General features: G+C 34.2%; 17 protein-coding genes. 10 read left to right on the top strand and 7 right to left on the bottom strand.

What is annotated here, in order from left to right; translation table 11 throughout:
• Positions 1-12: 12 nt before the first annotated feature.
• Genes PQ463_RS08970 through PQ463_RS08955 form a run of 4 tightly spaced genes read right to left on the bottom strand, consistent with a single transcriptional unit; the run spans position 13 to position 4,701 of the window.
• A complete protein-coding gene (locus PQ463_RS08970) occupies positions 13-1,269 on the bottom strand; it encodes an extracellular solute-binding protein (RefSeq protein ID WP_274257394.1) in 1,257 nt (418 codons plus the stop codon).
• Positions 1,269-2,408 carry a CaiB/BaiF CoA transferase family protein gene (locus PQ463_RS08965; protein WP_274257393.1) on the bottom strand — a complete coding sequence of 380 codons (1,140 nt, stop codon included), beginning with the start codon at positions 2,406-2,408 and terminating at the stop codon, positions 1,269-1,271. Before PQ463_RS08965 ends, PQ463_RS08970 begins: the two co-directional genes overlap by 1 nt.
• Positions 2,405-3,556, bottom strand: coding sequence for a CaiB/BaiF CoA transferase family protein (locus tag PQ463_RS08960; protein WP_274257391.1), 1,152 nt, complete (start codon positions 3,554-3,556; stop codon positions 2,405-2,407). The genes PQ463_RS08965 and PQ463_RS08960 overlap by 4 nt, the downstream gene beginning before the upstream one ends.
• Entirely contained in the window at positions 3,553-4,701 is a 1,149-nt protein-coding gene (locus tag PQ463_RS08955; RefSeq protein WP_274257390.1) for an ABC transporter substrate-binding protein, read from the bottom strand. The genes PQ463_RS08960 and PQ463_RS08955 overlap by 4 nt, the downstream gene beginning before the upstream one ends.
• Before the next feature lie 365 nt (positions 4,702-5,066).
• Here PQ463_RS08955 and PQ463_RS08950 point away from each other — a divergent pair, with 365 nt between their 5' ends.
• From PQ463_RS08950 to PQ463_RS08935, 4 genes are all read left to right on the top strand, one after another.
• Positions 5,067-5,921: a fumarylacetoacetate hydrolase family protein gene (locus PQ463_RS08950; RefSeq protein ID WP_274257388.1), complete on the top strand. Its 855-nt coding sequence runs from the start codon at positions 5,067-5,069 to the stop codon at positions 5,919-5,921.
• A 177-nt stretch (positions 5,922-6,098) separates the two neighbouring features.
• The gene (locus PQ463_RS08945) at positions 6,099-7,112 is read left to right on the top strand and encodes a zinc-binding alcohol dehydrogenase family protein (RefSeq protein WP_274257387.1); all 1,014 of its coding nucleotides are present in this window, start codon (positions 6,099-6,101) and stop codon (positions 7,110-7,112) included.
• Positions 7,113-7,280: 168 nt separating this feature from the next.
• A complete protein-coding gene (locus PQ463_RS08940) occupies positions 7,281-8,078 on the top strand; it encodes an SDR family oxidoreductase (RefSeq protein ID WP_274257385.1) in 798 nt (265 codons plus the stop codon).
• 6 nt (positions 8,079-8,084) lie between these two features.
• Positions 8,085-8,921 carry an amidohydrolase family protein gene (locus PQ463_RS08935; RefSeq protein WP_274257384.1) on the top strand — a complete coding sequence of 279 codons (837 nt, stop codon included), beginning with the start codon at positions 8,085-8,087 and terminating at the stop codon, positions 8,919-8,921.
• 177 nt (positions 8,922-9,098) lie between these two features.
• Here PQ463_RS08935 and PQ463_RS08930 read toward each other — a convergent pair whose 3' ends face one another.
• Positions 9,099-10,775, bottom strand: coding sequence for a glycoside hydrolase family 28 protein (locus PQ463_RS08930; protein WP_274257382.1), 1,677 nt, complete (start codon positions 10,773-10,775; stop codon positions 9,099-9,101).
• Positions 10,776-11,207: 432 nt separating this feature from the next.
• Between PQ463_RS08930 and PQ463_RS08925 the strand changes: the two genes are divergently transcribed.
• The 4 genes from PQ463_RS08925 to PQ463_RS08910 all read left to right on the top strand — a co-directional run bounded on the left by PQ463_RS08925 (position 11,208) and on the right by PQ463_RS08910 (position 17,491).
• Positions 11,208-13,715, top strand: a complete 2,508-nt coding sequence (locus PQ463_RS08925) for a right-handed parallel beta-helix repeat-containing protein (RefSeq protein ID WP_274257380.1) — start codon at positions 11,208-11,210, stop codon at positions 13,713-13,715.
• A gap of 174 nt (positions 13,716-13,889) precedes the next feature.
• Entirely contained in the window at positions 13,890-14,954 is a 1,065-nt protein-coding gene (locus tag PQ463_RS08920; protein WP_274257378.1) for a Gfo/Idh/MocA family protein, read from the top strand.
• On the top strand, positions 14,951-16,531 hold the full coding sequence (locus PQ463_RS08915; RefSeq protein WP_274257377.1) for a sodium:solute symporter: 1,581 nt from the start codon (positions 14,951-14,953) through the stop codon (positions 16,529-16,531). Before PQ463_RS08920 ends, PQ463_RS08915 begins: the two co-directional genes overlap by 4 nt.
• 198 nt (positions 16,532-16,729) lie before the next feature.
• Positions 16,730-17,491, top strand: coding sequence for an abortive infection system antitoxin AbiGi family protein (locus PQ463_RS08910; protein ID WP_274257375.1), 762 nt, complete (start codon positions 16,730-16,732; stop codon positions 17,489-17,491).
• A 143-nt stretch (positions 17,492-17,634) separates the two neighbouring features.
• Here the strand turns inward: PQ463_RS08910 and PQ463_RS08905 are convergent, their stop codons facing one another.
• Positions 17,635-17,847: a helix-turn-helix transcriptional regulator gene (locus tag PQ463_RS08905; RefSeq protein ID WP_274257373.1), complete on the bottom strand. Its 213-nt coding sequence runs from the start codon at positions 17,845-17,847 to the stop codon at positions 17,635-17,637.
• Between the two features lie 163 nt (positions 17,848-18,010).
• Between PQ463_RS08905 and PQ463_RS08900 the strand changes: the two genes are divergently transcribed.
• Together PQ463_RS08900 and PQ463_RS08895 are read left to right on the top strand one after the other, a co-directional pair.
• Complete coding sequence (locus PQ463_RS08900) at positions 18,011-18,214, top strand: SymE family type I addiction module toxin (RefSeq protein WP_274257371.1); 204 nt, start codon at positions 18,011-18,013, stop codon at positions 18,212-18,214.
• Positions 18,215-18,437: 223 nt separating this feature from the next.
• Complete coding sequence (locus PQ463_RS08895) at positions 18,438-19,103, top strand: hypothetical protein (protein WP_274257370.1); 666 nt, start codon at positions 18,438-18,440, stop codon at positions 19,101-19,103.
• Between the two features lie 123 nt (positions 19,104-19,226).
• Here PQ463_RS08895 and PQ463_RS08890 read toward each other — a convergent pair whose 3' ends face one another.
• A complete protein-coding gene (locus PQ463_RS08890; protein ID WP_274257368.1) occupies positions 19,227-20,441 on the bottom strand; it encodes an MFS transporter in 1,215 nt (404 codons plus the stop codon).
• Positions 20,442-20,567 lie beyond the last annotated feature (126 nt).

Genomic DNA, 20,567 nt, shown 5'->3' with positions numbered 1-20,567 from the left:
AGCCTGTCAAATTTAATTTTTGACAGAACTGTGTAATGTTGTTCCTTGACTTAGTTCTTTTATTTTCTTTTGAGTTTCTTCTAAAAGTATTTCAGATGGAATATCGGTTTCAATGGCTTTTAAAACAGTGCCGTCAATCAATTCAGCTACTTTTGGCCAGATTGGAGTTTGAGGCAGAGTTAATGCATTTTCATGAAGCATTTCCAGTTTATGATAAAATGGAATTAAAGTATTAATTTCTGCATCTTTCCAAGTCGATTTTCGGCATCCGATACCGCCTTCTGTGGTTAATAATTTATCGCTTTCGGGTGTAGTAGCAAATCTTAGAAAATTGTAAGCTAATTTTTTGTGCTTGCTTCCTGAGCCAATAGTATATAACCAATATACATTCAAAGAAGCTGTTTTATGCCCCGGATCAGATGGGAGCGAAGTGATATCGATTTTTCCTTTCACTTTCGATTCTTCGATTACTTCCGCCATAGAAGCAAACCCGAACCAGTTGATAGCCATTGTCGCTTGTCCTTCGGCGAAAGCCAAACCTGCTTCAACAGAACCAAATTCTCTCGATTTTGGATGAACCGCATTTTTGTTATTAACCATTTTTCGATAAAAATCCAATGCTTTTATCGCTGCTTCATTATGAATGTCAATCTGATTTTTTTTGTTTAATAAAGAACCGCCACGTGTCCATAATTGCAGGCAAAAATCGAAAACCATATTGTGTCCGTCTGGATAATTGGCAAAAACAGCACCGTATAAATTTTGTTCGGGACGATTAAAAAATGTTGCTATCTCTGAAAATTCCTGCCAGGTTTTTGGCGTAGCAAGTTCGTAACCAAACTGCTTTTTAAAATTCTCTTTCTCCGTTTCGTTTTCGAATAAATCTTTTCGGTATATCAAACATTCTGGACCGTCGTGAAAAGGAAGTCCGAAAATGCCGTTACTTAGTTTCTGCAAATGCAAAAGCGATTTATGCCACCCAAAAGGATAATTTTCTGGCGGATTTTCTCCAATTAATGAAAATAAATTAAGAACCGCATTTTCGTTTGCAGCATCATAAATCCAATCGGTGTTAATATGGGCGATGTCCCATTTTCCTTCTTTTAAACCTTTATCTGAAATCGTGGTTTCATATAAATCATGAAGTTCTAAGGCAACCATTTCAGCTTCAATTTTTATATTGTTTTGAAGTGAAAATGCATCCCATAATTTTCGAAGTGTACTTTCGAAAGGATCGAATTTACGAACGGCGATTCTAATTTTTTCCATTAACAGTCAATAAATTCTTTAATAATTTTCTCGTTGTCCTGACCCAGTTTTGGCGAACCTTTTCCTGAAGTCAGATATTCGCCGTCGATTTTTATCGGACAGCGCGTTGTTTTATAAGTATAGCCGTCAAGCATTTCGACTTGCTGGGTAAAATTCAAAACCTTAAATCCGTCTTCAGCAAATAACTGCTGATAGTTTAAAACTCCTGCACACCAAATGTCTGCGGGTTCTAAAATATCCAACCAAAACTGTGTTTCCTGCGTTTGCAAATGATCGGCAAGGATATTTTTGATTTCGTCTCTAAGTGTAAATTTATTTTCAGGGAAAGCCAATAAAGCATCACATTTTAGCAAAGAAGCCAAAACAGGAATTGATCCCATTGCCAATGCTAAATAGCCGTTTTTGGTTTTGTAAATCCCGTATGGCGCGCCCAAATAAGCGTGTGCATTATTCGTTTTAGTTCTAACAGGCAATTCACCTCCGTCATTAAAGTAAGTCGTAATAGTTTCAAACTGAAAATCAAACGCGGATTCCAACATACTGACTTGAATTTGTGCGCCAATGTTATGAGTTGCTTTTCTATATAAAGTGGCTAAAATTCCTTGCGCTAAATGAGCTCCGGCAAGCATGTCCACAATCGACAATCCCATTGGAACTGGGCCATCTTCTTGATCGCCGCTCAGCCAAGTTAAAGCCGTTAATGATTGTAAAAGCAAATCCTGACCCGGTAAATCTTTCAAATCAGGATGTTCTCCAAAACCTGAAATCGATCCATAAATCACATTTGGATTGATGTTTTTTACGTCATCATAACTTAAACCAATGCGCTCCATAACTCCGGGTCTGAAATTATGCATGACAACATCAGCCTTGGCTAATAATTTTTTTAGTTTTTGAAGTTCCTCAGGCTGTTTAAAATCAATTGCAAAAGATTCTTTGTTTCTGTTGATAGTATGAAAAACAGACGATTCGCCGTTCATAATCAAATCAGAAGTATATAAAGTACGGCAGATATCTCCTGTTCCCGGTTTTTCAATTTTGATTACACGAGCACCCAAATCTGCCAAACGCAAACTCGCTGACGGACCCGAAAGAAACTGACTGAAATCTATAATTAAATAATCTTCTAAAGGTTTCATTTCAAATCGTTTAAAAATTGTTCGTGTATGTTCAAATTATCCTGTCCTACTTTTGGAGCGGCTTTTTCACTTAATAAAATTTCGCCATCCAATTGGATCGGACTTCTGGTGGTTACCAAAGTTTCGCCTTCGGTATTTTTCACCGTTTGTTTCAGCTGTAATTCATTCACAAAAGGCTGACTGTCTAATTCTTCGTAGTTGAAAACTTTTCCGCACCAAATACCTTCTTTTTGCAGGATTTCAATCCAGTAATCAGAAGTTTGGGTTTTAATTCTTTCACTCAAAATCGTTCTGATTTCATCTCTTTTTTCAAACCAAAGATGTTTATCTGCAAAGGCATTTAAATCTAAACCTAATGTTTTTCCAATAAAAAGTAAATCGCCCATCGCAAGAGATAAATAACCGTCTTGTGTTTGATAAACTCCGTAAGGCGCACTTAAAAAAGCATGTGCACTTCCTTTAATATCACCACGTTCAGGTAATTGGCCTCCATCATTTAAGAAAGAAGTAATGGCTTCGAATTGGACATCGAGAATAGACTCCAGCAAACTCACTTCTACCAAAACGCCTTTTTTAGTTTTGGCTCTTTTTAAAAGCGCTGCTAAAATTCCTTGTACAAAATGATTCCCGCACATTAAATCAGCTACAGCCAAACCAAAAGGAACTGGGCCTTGACTTTTGCGTCCGCTCAGCCAGCTTAATCCGGAAAGCGATTGTAATAATAAATCTTGTCCTGGTTTTTTTGCCCACGGACCTTCATTTCCGTAACCTGTAATAGTTCCGTAAATAATTTGCGGATTAATAGAAAGCGTATTTTCAAAATCTAAACCGATTTTTTCCATCACTCCAGGTCTGAAATTATGCGTCATAATATCAGCCTTTTGGATTAGTTTTTTAATTAAAACCAAATCGTCAGGATTTTTTAAATCGGCTGCAAAAGATTCTTTATTTCTGTTTATGGTATGAAAAAGCAAACTGCTATCGTCTACAAATAAATCTTTGATGCTCAATTGTCTGCAAGCTTCACCTTTTACAGGACGCTCAATTTTGATGACACGTGCACCAAAATCGGCTAGTTTTAAACCAGCTGAAGGTCCTGCTAAAAATTGGCAGAATTCCAGAACAACTAATCCTTCTAAAGGTCTCATACGATCTGGATTTTTAGAGATTCCGCGTAAAGCGAATTCATTTCTTCCAATACTTTTAGTTCGTCTCCGCCATTCATCAAATAATTGCGAACCACATCTCCAGCATGATCTTGGAAATACATGTGTCCATAATATCTCGGACGAAGGAAAGCGCGTTCTAAAGCAGGAAGTGTATTTTTGAAATAATCGTGCGTCACGCCATTAATTCTTTCGCTTTTCCAAGCTTGTAAATGACCCGGCTGACCGCCATTATCGGTATAAATATTCTGCTGAACCTGTGATGAACAAGTAAATTCTGCATATTTTATAGCTGTTTCCATATGTTTGCTGAATGAAGAAACCGCTAATCCAGTTCCTCCCAAAGAAGAAATCATTGGATTATCATTCAATTTTACTAAATCATAAAAATGTAAAAGGTTTTGGCTGTAGCCAATGCGAGAATAGTTAGAATAACCATAAGCAAACGGACAATACGCAATTTCGTCTGAATTCACCATTGCTTCATAAACTTGAATTGGATTACGATTAAAGTTTGCTGGATCAATCAACTGCGCCAGTTCTCTAAACATTTGAAGCGCCTTGATTCCTGTAGTTTCAGAAATCACTTTTTCTTCAGAAAGAAAAGGAGATTCGCCCAAACTGCAGCAAAACATATAAAAACTCATTAAAACATCTACCGGAATTCCAGCGAAAGCGACTAAGCCTTTTTTCGCTAAAGCCAATAAATCATCATAAGTTTTAGGAACTTCTAAATTGTTTTTTTCTAAAAGATCCAAGCGGGCAGAGGCAACCGGAGTTGCTGCATCAATTGGCAACGCCCATAATTTATCATGAAAAACATAACTTCCGTACGATTTTCCAACAGTATTATTTTCTTGATCTTTAATATATTCGTTAGATAAATAATCAGATAACGGAAGAATCGCTTTGGTTTGCGCTCCAAAACCTGTCCAAGGATGATCGATTACCAATAAATCAAATCTTTTGGCCAAGTCTTCGATAGAAGCATCTGCAAATTCTTGTAAGCTTCTTTTCTCCCAAGAAATTTCAACATCAGGATGTAGTTCAGTAAAACGCTGTGATGTGGCAACCATTGGTAGTAAACCTCTTGTATGATTCCAAGTTATGCCTTTTAATTTTATCATTTTTATATAGGAATTTTGGGTAGTGAAATCGTTTGAAATAATAAATGTAAAAAATACAATTACAAAAGTAGAAATAAGATTTAAATGAGCAAGAAATCCTTTATTTATTAAAGGATCTTTTTGCATAATAGGAGAATTAGTGATATAATTTTTACAAACCATCTAAAGAATGTTATAAAAATTTAAAGTTTAGTCATTTTAAGAATAGGAAAACGAAATATATCTCGGATATTAATTTTTAAAAAGTATTTTTGTAATTGTATTTTTTACATTTATTAATTTTGATTTGTTCTTTTTGAAGAATTTTTAATTTATAAATGGAGAATTACAATTGAAAATAAACTAACAATTAAAAATATACGATTATGAAATTAATACGTTTTGGAGAAATCGGAAAAGAGAAACCTGGAGTTTTGATTGGAGAAAAGAGATATGATGTTTCTTCAATTGTAACCGATTTTAACGAAAGTTTCTTTGAAGAAAACGGATTAGAAAAATTGCAAAAAACATTAGAAAGTAACCCGACTCTGCCAGAAGTTGATGCTTCGGTACGTTTGGGTTCGCCAGTGGCAAGACCTTCAAAAATTATTTGCATTGGTTTAAATTATATTGATCACTGTAAAGAAACAAACGCTCCGATTCCGACAGAACCGATTATTTTCTTCAAATCAACAACTTCTTTGTGCGGTCCAGACGATGATTTGATTATTCCAAAAAATAGCGAAAAAACCGACTGGGAAGTTGAATTGGCTTTTATCGTGGGCAAAAAAGCAAGTTATGTTGAAGAAGCTGAAGCTTTAGATTATGTTGCGGGTTACGCTTTATTGAATGATTACAGCGAAAGAGCTTTTCAGTTAGAGCGTGGCGGACAATGGGCAAAAGGAAAAGGAAGCGACACTTTTGCGCCTCTTGGACCATTTTTGGCTACAAAAGACGAAATTGCTGATGTTGACAATTTAAAGATGTGGCTGACGGTAAATGGTAAAAAATACCAAGACAGTAATACACTAAATCTAGTTTTCAAAATTCCTTATTTGGTACATTATTTAAGTCAGTTTATGACTTTGCTTCCAGGCGATATTATCAGTACAGGAACACCTCCGGGAGTTGGTTTAGGTATTAAACCAGATCCGATTTATATTAAAGCCGGCGATGTTGTTGAATTGGGAATTGAAGGATTAGGAACAAGCAAACAAAAGGCTGTAGCTTACAAAAAGTAATATAACTATCTGTTATTGTGACGCGGATAAAACGGATTTACTTCGTAAAAACGCGGATTTAAACGGATTTTATATTTAAGAAAATTAATGAAAAATCTGTTTCATCCGTGTCTTCGCGATAGCGAATCTGTATAATCCGCGTCTAATTAGAAATTTAAACAAAACGAAAAACGAAAAATGAAATATATTGTTTGCGAAAAACCTCAGGAATTTCTATTAAAAGAAACCAATATTCCAGAACCAAAAGAGGGAGAAGTTTTATTGAAAATTAAAAGAATCGGAATCTGTGGAACTGATATTCACGCTTTTGGAGGAACTCAGCCTTATTTTGAATATCCAAGAATTCTTGGCCACGAATTGGCTGCAGAATATGTAAAAGGAAATGCTGAAGGTTTCAAGCCTGGAGATAAAGTAACTTTTATTCCGTATTTCAATTGTGGAAAATGCGTTGCCTGCAGAAACGGATTGACAAACTGCTGTGTAAATATCAAAGTTTTTGGTGTTCATATTGACGGCGGAATGGCTGAATATCTATCAATCCCAGAACAATATTTATTGCATGGTCAAGGTTTAGATTATGATGAATTGGCTTTGGTTGAACCTTTGGCAATTGCAGCGCACGGAGTTAGAAGAGCGGCTGTAAAACCAACTGATACCGTTTTGGTAATGGGAGCAGGGCCAATCGGAATTGGATTGATTCAGTTTGCTAAAATCGCTGGAGCAAAAGTAATCGTAATGGATATCAACGATTACAGATTAAATTTCTGTAAAACAGAACTAAATGCAGATGAAACGATTAATCCGTTAAACGATGACGTTGCGCAAAAGTTAGCTGAATTGACAAACGGAGATATGGCAAATGTGGTAATTGACGCTACAGGAAACCAGAAAGTAATGAACAGCGCTTTTAATTATATTTCGCATGGCGGAAGATTTGTTTTGGTCGGACTTCAAAAGGGAGAATTGAGTTTTAGTCATCCAGATTTCCACAAAAGAGAATCGACTTTAATGAGCAGCCGAAATGCAACAATTGTGGATTTCGAATATGTAATGAAATGTCTGAAAGAAGGTAAAATTGATCCTAAAAAATATATCACGCACAGAACGAGTTTTGATGAAATGATTACTGATTTTGGGAATTTAATTGATCCTAAAAATAATGTCATCAAAGCATTAATTGAAATAGAATAATTTTTTCTAACACATAGAAACATAGGTTTTTATTGTTTGTAAAGAGAATAAAAAAAGAAACTAGTTTCTTACACATAGCTATGTTTGTTAATGCAAGTGAAACGTCTTTTAAACGGTTTTAAAACTATGTTTCTATGTGTTTAAAATAAATATTTAATACCCACAAAAATGGATTTAAACTTAAAAAATAAAATAGTTGTCGTTTCTGGTTCGGCTGGAAAAGAAGGCAGTATTGGAGAAACGATTATCAACAGATTGGCAGATGAAGGTGCAATTCCGGTTTTGGTGGACAGGAATGCAAGAGGTTTCGAATACGTAGAAAGACTTCAAAAAAGAGGGGTTAACTCTTTATTCGTGCAGACTGACGTAACAGATCCTGTTGCAATCGAAAATGCCGTAAAAGTAATCGGAGCTAAATATGGAAGAATCGATGCTATAATTAATAATGTTGGTGTAAATGATGGTGCAGGATTAGATGCTTCTTATGAGGAATTTATGGATTCTTTGAAATTGAATGTAGTAAGTTATTTTCTTTTAGCTAAATATTCACTTCCATACTTAAAAGAATCAAAAGGTAATATCTTAAATATTGGTTCAAAAGTAGCTTTAACAGGGCAGGGTGGAACTTCGGGTTACGCTGCAGCGAAAGGCGGAGTTTTGGGCTTAACCAGAGAGTGGGCTGTAGATTTGATTCAGTACGGGATCCGTTCGAATGCGATTATTATTGCTGAAAGCTATACGCCAGCGTACGAAGATTGGATTAAAACATTGCCAGACGGACAAACTGTTTTGAATAAAATCAATAAAAGTATTCCGTTAGAAAGTCGTATGACCAAAACAGAAGAAATTGCGGATACAGCTCTTTTTATCATTTCTGAAAAATCATCACATACTACAGGACAATTTGTTTTTGTGGATGGAGGTTACGTACATTTAGACCGCGCTTTAATCAGCGATGTTAATTAAAAAGATATGAGTAAAAGAATAGATTCCCATCAGCATTTTTGGAAGTTTGATCCCGTTCGAGACAGCTGGATCGATGAAACTATGCAGAATATCCAAAGAGATTTTCTTCCTGAAGATTTACAGCCGTTATTAAAAGAAAATCAGTTTGAAGGTTGTGTTGCAGTTCAGGCAAGTCAGTCAGAAGAGGAAACTCATTTTTTATTGGATTTGGCTTCTAAAAATGATTTCATAAAAGGAGTTGTAGGCTGGGTAGATTTGCGAAATGAGAATATTGAAGATCGTTTGCAATTCTTTTCAGATCAAAAAAAACTGAAAGGTTTTAGACATGTTGTACAGGGTGAAGCGGATGATTTTATGTTCGGAACAGAATTCAGAAGAGGAATTACAGCTTTAAAATCCTTCAATTATACTTACGATATATTAATTTTCGAACGTCAATTACCAGCTGCAATAAGTTTGGTAAAAGATTTTCCAAACGAAAAATTTGTAATCGATCATATTGCAAAACCAGATATTAAATCGGGAAGTATTGATTCTTGGAAAAAAGGTATTGAGGAAATTGCAAAATACGATAATGTTTGGTGTAAAATCTCAGGAATGGTCACAGAAGCCGACTGGAAAAACTGGAAACCAGAAGATTTAAAACCGTATTTAGATGTAATTTTTGAAAACTTTTCAGTTGATAAATTAATGTATGGATCAGATTGGCCAGTTTTAAATGTGGCTTCTGATTATAATGAAGTGGTAAAAACTTTAGAAGATTATATTTCGAAGTTTTCTGTTGAAGATCAGAATAAGATTTGGTTTGTAAATGCGAACGAATTTTATAAACTAAACAGCTAGTTTTTTTCTTAACCATATAAGTGATATAAGTTCAATTTAGCTGGTTCTTAAATAGTTCTCGCAAAGACGCCAAGTCGCCAAGTTTTATTTTCTTAGCGACTTGGCGTCTTTGCGAGATTTTTTTATTCGCATTTTTATTAAATGAACTTATATCACTTATATGGTTCAAAAAAAAAATTAAAATTTCACCGCTTTTTTAGGAACGTTTTTATCAATAGTAGTCGTCTTAGAAAAATTAACAGAAGAACCACTCAAATCGATATTCTTACTCGCTTCACCGTTAATTGTAATCGCATTTGATGAAGAAGGATTAAACTCAATATTTTTCAACGAAAGGTTTTTAGTGTTGTAAATTTCGAAAGCATTCTTCGCTTCAATATCCAATTGTGCGTTGCTGATTTTAATTCCGTTAGCGTCAATTATAGAAAAACCTTTTTGAGCTTTTGCAATTAGGTTTGAGATTTCAATATTTTCTAAATTCATTTCAGGAAGACCTTGCAAAAATACAGCTTGCTGAGCGCCTTTGATTGTAATGTTTTTGATCACGATATTTTTAAACTGAGGCGTTTCTTCGTTTACCGGAATTGCTTTTGTACTAACGGTATTTCCACCTTCTGCTAAAGTTTCAGCAATAGATTTTCCGCCATAATACAAATCAAACGAAATTGCCTGAGATGGAATATCAGTCATAAAAACATCAGAGATGTAAATGTTTTCTACAACACCGCCACGTCCACGAGTACTTTTAAAACGAAGACCAACATCAGTTCCCATAAAAGTACAATTAGAAACGTGCAAGTTTTTTACACCGCCAGACATCTCACTTCCAACGGTTACTCCGCCATGTCCATGATAAACGATATTGTTTTTAACGATGATATTTTCGCAAGGAACACCTCTATCACGTCCGTCTTTATCTTTACCCGATTTAATGCAGATGGCATCGTCACCCACATCAAAACTTGAGTTTTCAATCACTACATTTTTACAAGATTCTACATCAAGTCCGTCGCCATTTTGAGAAAACCACGGATTGCGAACGGTTATATTTCGAACAATTAAATCTTCAATTAATAACGGATGAATATTCCATGCAGGAGAATTTTGAAAAACAGGTCCGTCAAATAGCACTCTTTTACTATTTTGTATGCTTACCAAAACAGGACGAAGGAAATCATGAATCGCTTCAAAATCTTCTTTTGTTTTCAAGTCAAGACGAATGTTCTGATCGGCACCTTTAGCACCTTTTAAATATTGTTCCGAAGGATACCAGCTGTCTTTCTTTTCATTTAAAACCCCGCCAGAAGCTACAAATTTCTTCCATTGTTCATCTGTCAATTTACTCTTTTTAACTTGTCGCCAAGCTTCGCCAGATCCGTCCCAAACACCATTTCCGGTAAACGCAATATTCTCTAGATTTTTTCCATAAATAGGAGAGATACAACGCCAAGTGTTTAAACCTTCGAAGCTGGTTTCAATTATTGGATACAAAGATTTATCGGTACTGAATTTGATTAATGCGCCTCTTTCTGCATGAAGTTCGATATTGCTTTTAAGAATGATCGGTCCTGTTAGCCAAATCCCAGCTGGAATAATTAATTTTCCTCCGCCTTTTTTAGAAAGTGCATCAATAGCATCTGCAAAAGCTTTTGTATTTAAAACATAACCGCCATTTACTGCTCCAAAGTCTTTTAGATTCACACTGTACTGCGGAATTATAGGCTCTTGAACTTCAGCCATTTTAAACTCAATATTTTTATACGTATCAGCAGATTTTTGTGCCGAAGCGGTGTTGAAACTCAAAGCAAAAGAGGCGAGAGCGACACATAAAAGGTTAATTCGGTTAGTTTTCATTCTTATTCTATTATAGTTAAAAGTCTTTTTAGGGAAACCGATTTACTATTAATTCAATTTTTTATTACTGAAATTTTTATTCAATAAATAAAATTACTGTTTTTTAATTTGAAATATTTAATGTAATCGATTACACAAATCTATTAAAAAAATAATACGAAATGACAGTTTTAGTGAGTTTATCACAGATTTTTTATGAATTTAACTTTTTTTGACTCGGAAATGAAAGGATAATTAAAAGCCGAATTTTCGAAATGAATATCTTGAGGTCAATATTACAGGAGGGTACAGGATGCTCGTAATTTTATATTCTTTTAAATTGTCCCTGTTATTTGGTAAAAGTGTTAAAAATACAATTATTTGTAAAAATTATAGCGCTTTAAATAAATGCCTCGTAATTTTAGCTCAAGAAAAAAATCAATACTATAAATAATGCGTTTAATTCCTTTCAACAAATTACTAGTCGTTTTTTTACTGGTATTCACAATTTCGGCAAGTGGTGCTGAAATCTGGGTGTCGCCATCAGGAAAAGATTCAAACCTCGGAACAAAATCAAATCCGTTGGCAACGGTTCACATGGCAATGCGAAAAGCCAGAGAGCTTCGTCGTTTAAAAGATCCATCTATAAAAGACGGAATTCGAATTATAGTAATGAATGGAACGTATTATTTAAACGAACCATTATTTGTACGACCAGAAGATTCTGGAACAGCAGAAAGTCCGACAACAATTGAAGCCGATGTAAATGCAAGACCCATTATAAGCGGTGGAATCGAAATTAAAAATTGGACAAAATCGACAACCGTTATCAACGGACTAAAAAGAGGTGCTGTTTGGGTAGCCGATGCTCCTAAAAAAGCGGGAAGCCTAATTGATTACAGACAATTATGGGTAAACGGAAAAAAAGCCCTAAGAGCTAAAAATACTGCCGGAACCACAATGGAACGTATTTTATCATGGAATCACGAAGAACAAACCTGTTGGATTCCGTTTAAGGATAAATCAGTTAAGTTCGAACCGGGAATGGAAATGTTTATTGTGCAATGGTGGTCGAATGCCAATCTTAGAATCAAAAATATCGAAGTACAAAAAGACAGCGCCAAACTTTCGTTTGAAGAGCCAGAAAGCCGTATTCAAAGCGAGCATCCGTGGCCTGCTCCGTGGATTTCTAAAAACAACGGGAATTCTGCTTATTTCTTAAATAATGCTTTTTCACTTTTAAACGAGCCTGGTGAATGGTATTTAGACAAGAAAAATGCTAAAATCTATTATATTCCAAGAGCTGGAGAAGAAATTAATTCGGTTACCGTTACAGCTCCAGTTTTAGAAAATCTGGTTGAAGTAAAAGGAACAATCGATTCTCCTGTTCATCATTTTCAATTTAAAGGAATTTCGTTTCAGTACAGCAACTGGCTTCGTCCTTCGCAGCAAGGTCACGTGCCGTTGCAGTCGGGTTTGTATTTGTTGGATGCTTATAAATTGAAACAGCCAGGAACACCAAATCAGGCGAATTTAGAAAATCAGGCTTGGGTAGGTAGACCTCGTGCAGCGGTTGAAGTAAATTATGCGAATAATATTCAGTTTGAATCGTGTCGTTTTGAACATCTATCTTCGACTGGTTTAGATTTAAATAAAGGAACAAATCACAATACTGTAAAAGGAAATTTATTTAAAGATATTGGCGGAAGTGCTATTAATGTTGGAGTTTTCTCTGAAGAAGCTTTTGAAGCGCATTTACCTTTAATCATAAAAGATGAAAGAGAAATGTGTTCGGATGAAGTGATTTCGGACAATTTAATCACCAACGTAACCAATGAAGATTGGGGAACTTTAGGAATCAGTGCAGGTTTTGTTCGAAATATTACGATTGAACACAACGAAATTTCGGATGTATCATACTCTGGAATGGCAATGGGCTGGGGTTGGACACACACGCCAAACGTGATGCAGAACAATAAAATTCTAGGGAATAAAATTCATCATTATGCGAAACATTTACATGATGTTGCTGGAATTTACACGCTTTCGGCTCAGCCAGGAAGCCGAATCGAAGAAAATTATATCGACAAAGTTTACAATAGTCCATACGCGCACGATCCGTTTTTATGGCTGTATTTATATACCGATGAAGGAAGTGAAGGTTTTACGATAAAAAACAACTGGATTGCTGAAAAGAAAATCCTTAAAAACCACAATGGTCCAAAAGGGAATATTTGGGAACACAATGATCCGTATGTAAGCACTAAAATTAAAGATGCAGCGGGAATCAGAGCTCCTTATAAAGATTTAGAAAAAGAAGTCGTAATCGATGAAAAATGGGGATTGCAGGAAATGCCAAAACCGTATGCCATCGAATTGATAGGTTCTGATTTTGATATCGAAAAAATCAAATCGACTTTGGTAGGTTTTAGAATTGTAGGTCAGGAATTGTACCAATGGAAAAATCATTTGGTGATTTACGGAAAAATGAATCAGCCGGAAAGAACGAAACGAAAATTAGCGGGTGCTTTTCCTTCTTTAGAAATTAAAATCTATGAAGATTTGGTTTATGATTTTCAAAACTTCGAAAGATGTAAAGATTCAAAACCAGCATCGGATTGGGAAAATATTGTTTTAACAGCGAATCTTCCTGCCGATGAAAAACTGCAAAAAGAATATGTGGAGTATCACAAAACACAATTCGAAAAATGGCCAGAAGTAGCCAAAGGTTTCTGTAATGCCGATTTTCAGCAATTACAAGTCTTCAAAAAAGACAGACAATTGATCTTGGTAATCAGTATTCCGAAAGGAGAAAATTTGGATAAACTAAATCCAAAAACAACACAAAATAATCCTCGTGTAGATGACTGGAATGCCTTAATGAAAAAATACCAATCGGGAATTGAAGGCGCAAAATCAGACGAAACCTGGATTTTCTTGAATAAAGTAGAAACGAAATAATACATTATGACTAAACCCGACAGGTTTTTAAAACCTGTCGGGTTTACGTTGAGATATATTTAGCCACAGATTAAAAGGATTAAAATGATTTTTTCTAATCTGTGAAAATCCTTTAATCTGTGGCAAGAAAAAAAATCTAAAATCTAAAATCAACAATCTAAAATAACCACACCAATGTTAAAAATAGCCATTCTAGGACTTGGAGAAGGACGAAGCACAATGTCGGCTGCTATAGAAAGTTCAAAACTAGAACTCGTTAAAATATGCGACCGAAACGAAGAATTGTGTAAACAGCGAGCAAAAGAATTCGATTTTCATTCGTACACAACTAATTACGACGATTTGTTGAATGATGCATCAATTGATATCATTGCGATTTACACGCCAGATCATCTGCATGCACAACATGTAAAACAAGCTTTGTTGCACGGAAAACATGTTGTTTGTACAAAACCATTTATCGATGATCTTTCGGATGCTAAGGAATTACTAGAATTAAGCAAATCGACTGGAAAGAAAGTTTTTATAGGGCAAAGTTCCCGTTTTTTCGAACCAGCCAAAAGACAAAGAGCCGATTACGAGGCAGGTTTAATTGGAGATTTAATTACAATTGAAGCGCAATATCACGCCGATCACAGATGGTTTTTAAAGAAAGAATGGTCGCTTTTGCAATCGTTTAAATGGTTGTATGGAGGTTTGAGTCATCCTGTAGATTTCATCAGATGGTATTTGCCAAATATTCAGGAAGTGATGGGTTACGGAATGATTAGCAGTAACGGACAAAATGCTGGATTGAAAAATGAAGATACAATGCATTTTATCTTCAAAGCAACCGATGGAAGAATTGCTCGTGTAAGCGGTGTCTATACTTCGCCGACTCAGCCAGCGCAACGTGACAGCGGAATGAGCACAATTCTGCGAGCTACAGAAGGAGCAAGTCAGGCTGATTATCACGAATTGCGTTATGCGATTACAGATAAAACGGGCGAAGAAAAAGTAGTTACTTGGGGCGACAGCACGATAAAATATTATTTCCGTTTTGAAGGACAAAGTCATCACGGCGGAGAATATCAGAATTATTTAGAATATTTTGTAGACAGTATCGAGCAAGGTTTTGAAGCGTATCCAAACATGGAAGAAGGAATTGGAACTGTGGCTTTATTGCAGGCAATGGATAAATCTTTGCAAACTGGAATGCCGGTTAAAATTGCCGATATTCTTAACGAATACGGACTATGAACAGTATCTACGATAAATTAACCACGCTCGATTTTGTGATTGTAGCGGGTTATTTAGTGGCTTTATTGGTCATTGGATATGTGGTAAGTATGAAACAGAGAAAGAAAAATGAAACACTTTTTCTGGCCGGAAACTCCTTAAACTGGTACAGCATCGGGTTTAATATGTGGGGAACCAATGTTGGGCCTTCGTCATTATTGGCTTTTGCGAGTATTGGTTACGCTACGGGAATTGTAGCAGGAAATTTCGAATGGTACGCTTTTGTATTTTTACTGCTTTTGGCAATGGTTTTTGCGCCAAGATATATTGCGAGCAAAGTAAGTACGATGCCCGAATATATGGGAAAACGTTATGGTGATAGTACTCAAAATATTTTGGCTTGGTATGCTTTGGTAAAAATATTAGTAAGCTGGTTGTCTTTAGGATTATTCAGCGGAGGCGTTTTAGTTCGTCAGATTCTTGGAATTCCTATGTGGCAGAGTGTTACGGTTTTAGTGATTTTTTCTGGAATATTTACGTTTGCGGGAGGATTAAAAGCGATTGCTAAAGTGAATGTTTTTCAAATGATTCTGTTAATTGTAGTATCGCTGACACTTTCCTTTTTAGGTTTGCAAAAACTGGGTGGAATCGATGTTTTAATTGCTAAAACTCCTTCTAATTTTTGGAATTTAGTTCGTCCTTCTGACGATGCGCATTATCCGTGGCCTGCTATTTTGTTAGGATATCCTGTAGCAGCAGTTGCTTTTTTCTGTACCGATCAATCGATGGTGCAGAGTGTTTTGGGGGCGAAAAATCTGGAGCAGGGACAATTGGGAGTTAACTTTATAGGATGGTTAAAGGTTATGGCATTGCCGTTATTTATTTTGCCTGGAATTTTATGTTATGCGTTATATCCAGAATTAGGAAGCAATTCTGATTTGGCTTATATGACAATGGTTACGAACCTTTTTCCAAGTGGCATGAACGGTTTGGTAATCTGTGTGATGATTGCCGTTTTGGTAGGAACAATTGGTTCTTCGTTAAACGCTTTAAGTACCGTTTTTACGAATGATATTTATGTAAAGAAAATAAACCCGACGGCGACGATTCAGGATCAGATTAAAATTGGTCGTTTAACAATTGCTGCTGGATGTGTTTTTGCAATTCTTATTGCCGTTGCGATTGACAATATCAAAGGACAGAATTTATTCAACATCTTTCAGGCTGTTTTAGGTTTCTTGGCGCCTTCGTTATCTGTTGTTTTCCTTTTGAGTGTTTTCTGGAAACGCACCACTAAAAAAGCCGTAAATGCAACGCTTTCTTGGGGTTCGGCTTTTAGTTTGTTTGTTGGTGTTTTATATCTATGGATTTTCCCTGCCGATAAATATCCAGTTTGGCCTCACTTTTTATTGATTTCCTTTTACATTTTTGCTGTGCTTTTAATTACAGCTGTTATTATTTCGTTAACTGATAAAAACCCTGAAGTTAATATTTCAGATGAAACGGATATTCCTAAAACTAGTAAAAAGGTTAAGCTTTTGTTTGGTTTGTTGGGGTTGGTAATTTTGGTTTTGTATTTGGTTTTTAATGGGAATTAGATAATTAAGATTTTATATGATTTTAAAACGCTTTCTTTAATTAAAGGAGGCGTTTTTTTGTAGTAAGTTATAAGTAGCTAAAATGATTAAAGTCTATTATATTTGATGTAAGTAAAAAGTATTGGAGCTTAGTGATTTTTACCTTGTTTAGTATAATGTTTGAAAAGATGTGTAATTTCTTATAATTTATTAAAGCCAATGTCAGATAAAACAAAAAACAAAATTGATAAAAAAGTTGTAGAAAACGATTTCAGTCAAAAGAAAATAAATCATATAGTACATTACTTAGATAATTTTGAAGTTTTATTAAAAATCTTAAAAGATGGTTTTGCTCCTTCGTATTGTTTAGAAAATGTTAGCGAATCAGATTATTATGTTCCAATGGTGAGTTTTTGCAATATACCATTAAAAGATGTGGATCAATATATGAGATATGGTAAATATGGCTTAGGAATGAGTTTGGATTGGGCTTTAAAAAATAGAATTTCACCTGTGGTTTACATTCATGAAAATACTCCTTTTAAAGATTTTAGTAAAAAATTATTTAGTGGTGGATTATATAAAAATGACATTAATAATTTTGATGTAATACTTGATGCAATTACTCCCGCAATTCAATTTTTTAAGAATTGGAAAACCACTTATAAAGGTAAAGAGATAATAACTTATCAAGAGAGAGAATGGAGATACATTCCAGATTTAAAAGATAATAAAGTTTTATATCCAGATGAATTCAATGATATGAAAGAATCACATTTTAAGAAAAAACCGCATTTACCAGAATATTCGATAAATTTTGATATTAATGATATTCGCTACATAGTAATCAGTAATGAAAACCAAAGAAACAGGATTATTAATTTATTAATAAAGAAGTATGATGAAAATTCGGTAATTGATTCAATACTCAGCGGAAAGTTGATAATAATAAATGATGAATTAATACGTAACGATTTTTAATGATTAAAAAAAATGGATTGTTATAATAACTGTTCATAATAGCTCAGAGTGTTCACAATAATCTAAAAACTTTACAATGAAAGAAGAACTTTTAAAATCATATAAAAGCGCACAAGTATAATTTAAAACATTAATAAAAATATTTAACCTTTTCCAGTAGAAACCAATAACTCCCGAATATCAACCTTCAAATATTTCGAAATCTCATAAAGTGTTTCAATAGAAGGCTGATAATCATTCGTACACCAACGCGAAACTGTCGATACCGTTTTGCCCAAATGTTTTGCTAATTCCTTATTACTTCTATTGTTTTCAACCAAAACAACCTTTATTCTATTTAAATTTAATTGCGACATAATGTTGATTTATTGCTTTTTTATGCAAATATGATGTATTTTAAATATAATAAAAAGTATAATAATGTTATTAAAAAATGCTATAAAATCGCAATTAAGTTTTGTATAATTATTATTTGTAATAAAATATTTACTATTTTTGTTTCAATGAAATAAAAATAAAATGAAACAATCAGTAAAAAGACGATTAAAAATACAGCAAAAGCATATTGCACGATCATATCATCGATACGTTATATTTCCAGAAATACGTCTTTGCGGAAAATGGCTTCAGAAAATCGGTTTTCATTACGGGAATTTCGTAACGATTGAACATCAGCAAAATAAAATCATTATTACAACCAATAATGAAATTGAAACGAAATAAAAATTATCTATTTAAACATAACCCGTGGTTTCAACCACGGAGACGCAATGTATAGCATTACGTTTGCCAAAATACGTTTCCCGTGGATGAAACCACGAGCTATGTTTTTCAGAGTTAATGATAATGGTTTTGTATTTGATTTTATATGATAAAATACTATGTTTGCTAGTAATGCTAATCAATAGAATTTCATTGAGTTATTAAATTAAAATCATAATAGATTATGGATAATAAAGAAACTTTGAAAAGTTATTTCTCGGAAAGAATTGATCAAAATTTTGACGAACTTAAGAAATACTATGATCATTACTTAATTGAAATGTGTGAAATTAATACCTTGAAAAGGGAAACCTTAAATTGCCTTTTATTTGGTTTCTATACGGCAAGTATTACATCAACAAGCCATTTATTGGAGCGCATGATGAAAATGGCTTTGATAAAGTTTGAAACAAAAGGCTTGAACCTTTCTAATCATGAAAAGTATAACAAAGCAGTAAATCATGCACATAATCAATTTGATCACTTGAAATTGCCAAAAACTGTGTCACTTGCAAAAAATAAAGGTTTAATTTCTTCTGATCAATTCAGATATTTAAATGAAAAAGCTAAATCATTAAGAGATGCATATTCACATGCTCAAACTTCGGTTATAAATAAAGATTTGCCTCAGTTTTTTTCTGGCTTTTTATTCGATTTTTCGGAAGTAAAAAACAATATAGTTAACAACGAGAATGTTAAGGTTACAAGAATGATTGATATTGCAAAAACGTCACCAGTTATAGCGCAAATACAACAAGAGAATTCTTCTAAATCAAATGCATTAGATTTTTTTGATAACGTTTATAAAATTTTATGTGATATTGAATTAAAATTGAAAGAGGAAAATTAGTTAATTGCTAAAATTGATAATAATAAAAAACACATAGCATTTCAACAGAACGCTATGTGTTTTTTAATTAAATGAAATGCCTTTTTAAGACAATCCAAAATCTATGTTTCTATGTGTTTAAAATTATTCCTGAGCTTTCTTTTTCTTCTCCAAATTAGGCAAAAATCCAGTAATAACCCCAATTAAAGGCAGGAATGCACATATCTTAAATACATATTCAATACTTGTAGCATCGGCAATTTTTCCTAAAATAGCAGAACCTAAACCACCCATTCCGAAAGCAAATCCGAAGAAAAGACCGGCAACAAGTCCGACTTTTCCAGGTAATAATTCAGTTGCATAAACCAGAATTGCTGAGAATGCAGAAGAAAGAATCAATCCGATGATTACAGATAAAGTTCCAACCCAGAATAGAGAAACATAAGGAAGCATTAAAGTAAACGGAGCAACTCCAAGAATTGAAGCCCAGATTACATATTTTCTACCGTATCTGTCTCCAATTGGCCCACCAATTAAAGTTCCTGCTGCAACAGCACCTGAGAACAAGAATAAATATACTTGTGACTGCTGAATTGTGATGTGGAATTTATCTATCAAGAAGAAAGTATAATAACTCGTAATACTGCTCATGTAGAAATACTTAGAGAAAATAAGAACCAATAAGATAATCAACGAAGCAATTACTCGGTTTTTAGACAAATGATGTGTTTCAATTTGGTGAGAAGCTTTATTAGCATTTCTTTCAGATAAATGTGCCGTGTACCAAATCGCAATTTTATACAAAGCAAAAACGCCAATTAATGCGATAATACTAAACCAAGCGATATAAGATTGTCCATGCGGAATAACAATAAATGCTGCTAATAAAGGTCCGATAGCACTTCCTGCATTTCCTCCTAATTGAAAGATAGATTGCGCCAAACCTCTTTTTCCGCCCGAAGCCAAATGCGCTACACGTGAAGATTCAGGATGGAAAATTGAAGATCCAATTCCGATTAAACTTACTGATAATAATAAATTGATAAAACTCGAAGCGATCGAAACAAAGAAAAGTCCAACCATTGTAAAACACATTCCGATAATAAGCGAGTACGGTTTTGAATTTTTGTCAGTGTACATTCCAACAAATGGCTGTAAGATTGAAGCCACGATTTGGTAAGTAAAAGTGATGATTCCGATTTGAGAGAAACTCAGGTTAAAATTTTCCTTTAAAAGCGGATAAATTGAAGGAACAACAGCCTGTAAAAGATCATTAATTAAATGAGAAAAACTTATGATGAATAAGATCGAATAAGTGGTTTTTTTAACTATGTCAGGATTTGCTTTAATTGTGTCCATGAGATATTTTTTGATTTTTAAATTAGGTTAAAAAACAACAGCTGTATTATTTTTTGCAAAGATTAAAAGAATACTAATGTCAGAATTGCTATATTTGGACAATGAATAACCAGATTCGGACATATC

The sequence above is a fragment of the Flavobacterium sp. KACC 22763 genome (assembly GCF_028736155.1).
Taxonomy (GTDB): domain Bacteria; phylum Bacteroidota; class Bacteroidia; order Flavobacteriales; family Flavobacteriaceae; genus Flavobacterium.
This window is presented reverse-complemented; position numbering and strand designations above follow the sequence as displayed.

What these genes read in the sequence shown, in the direction of transcription:
- PQ463_RS08970 (WP_274257394.1), bottom strand. Translation starts at nt 1,269, where the DNA reads ATGGAAAAAATTAGAATCGCCGTTCGTAAATTCGATCCTTTCGAAAGT.
- PQ463_RS08965 (WP_274257393.1), bottom strand. Translation starts at nt 2,408, where the DNA reads ATGAAACCTTTAGAAGATTATTTAATTATAGATTTCAGTCAGTTTCTT.
- PQ463_RS08960 (WP_274257391.1), bottom strand. Translation starts at nt 3,556, where the DNA reads ATGAGACCTTTAGAAGGATTAGTTGTTCTGGAATTCTGCCAATTTTTA.
- PQ463_RS08955 (WP_274257390.1), bottom strand. Translation starts at nt 4,701, where the DNA reads ATGATAAAATTAAAAGGCATAACTTGGAATCATACAAGAGGTTTACTA.
- PQ463_RS08950 (WP_274257388.1), top strand. Translation starts at nt 5,067, where the DNA reads ATGAAATTAATACGTTTTGGAGAAATCGGAAAAGAGAAACCTGGAGTT.
- PQ463_RS08945 (WP_274257387.1), top strand. Translation starts at nt 6,099, where the DNA reads ATGAAATATATTGTTTGCGAAAAACCTCAGGAATTTCTATTAAAAGAA.
- PQ463_RS08940 (WP_274257385.1), top strand. Translation starts at nt 7,281, where the DNA reads ATGGATTTAAACTTAAAAAATAAAATAGTTGTCGTTTCTGGTTCGGCT.
- PQ463_RS08935 (WP_274257384.1), top strand. Translation starts at nt 8,085, where the DNA reads ATGAGTAAAAGAATAGATTCCCATCAGCATTTTTGGAAGTTTGATCCC.
- PQ463_RS08930 (WP_274257382.1), bottom strand. Translation starts at nt 10,775, where the DNA reads ATGAAAACTAACCGAATTAACCTTTTATGTGTCGCTCTCGCCTCTTTT.
- PQ463_RS08925 (WP_274257380.1), top strand. Translation starts at nt 11,208, where the DNA reads ATGCGTTTAATTCCTTTCAACAAATTACTAGTCGTTTTTTTACTGGTA.
- PQ463_RS08920 (WP_274257378.1), top strand. Translation starts at nt 13,890, where the DNA reads ATGTTAAAAATAGCCATTCTAGGACTTGGAGAAGGACGAAGCACAATG.
- PQ463_RS08915 (WP_274257377.1), top strand. Translation starts at nt 14,951, where the DNA reads ATGAACAGTATCTACGATAAATTAACCACGCTCGATTTTGTGATTGTA.
- PQ463_RS08910 (WP_274257375.1), top strand. Translation starts at nt 16,730, where the DNA reads ATGTCAGATAAAACAAAAAACAAAATTGATAAAAAAGTTGTAGAAAAC.
- PQ463_RS08905 (WP_274257373.1), bottom strand. Translation starts at nt 17,847, where the DNA reads ATGTCGCAATTAAATTTAAATAGAATAAAGGTTGTTTTGGTTGAAAAC.
- PQ463_RS08900 (WP_274257371.1), top strand. Translation starts at nt 18,011, where the DNA reads ATGAAACAATCAGTAAAAAGACGATTAAAAATACAGCAAAAGCATATT.
- PQ463_RS08895 (WP_274257370.1), top strand. Translation starts at nt 18,438, where the DNA reads ATGGATAATAAAGAAACTTTGAAAAGTTATTTCTCGGAAAGAATTGAT.
- PQ463_RS08890 (WP_274257368.1), bottom strand. Translation starts at nt 20,441, where the DNA reads ATGGACACAATTAAAGCAAATCCTGACATAGTTAAAAAAACCACTTAT.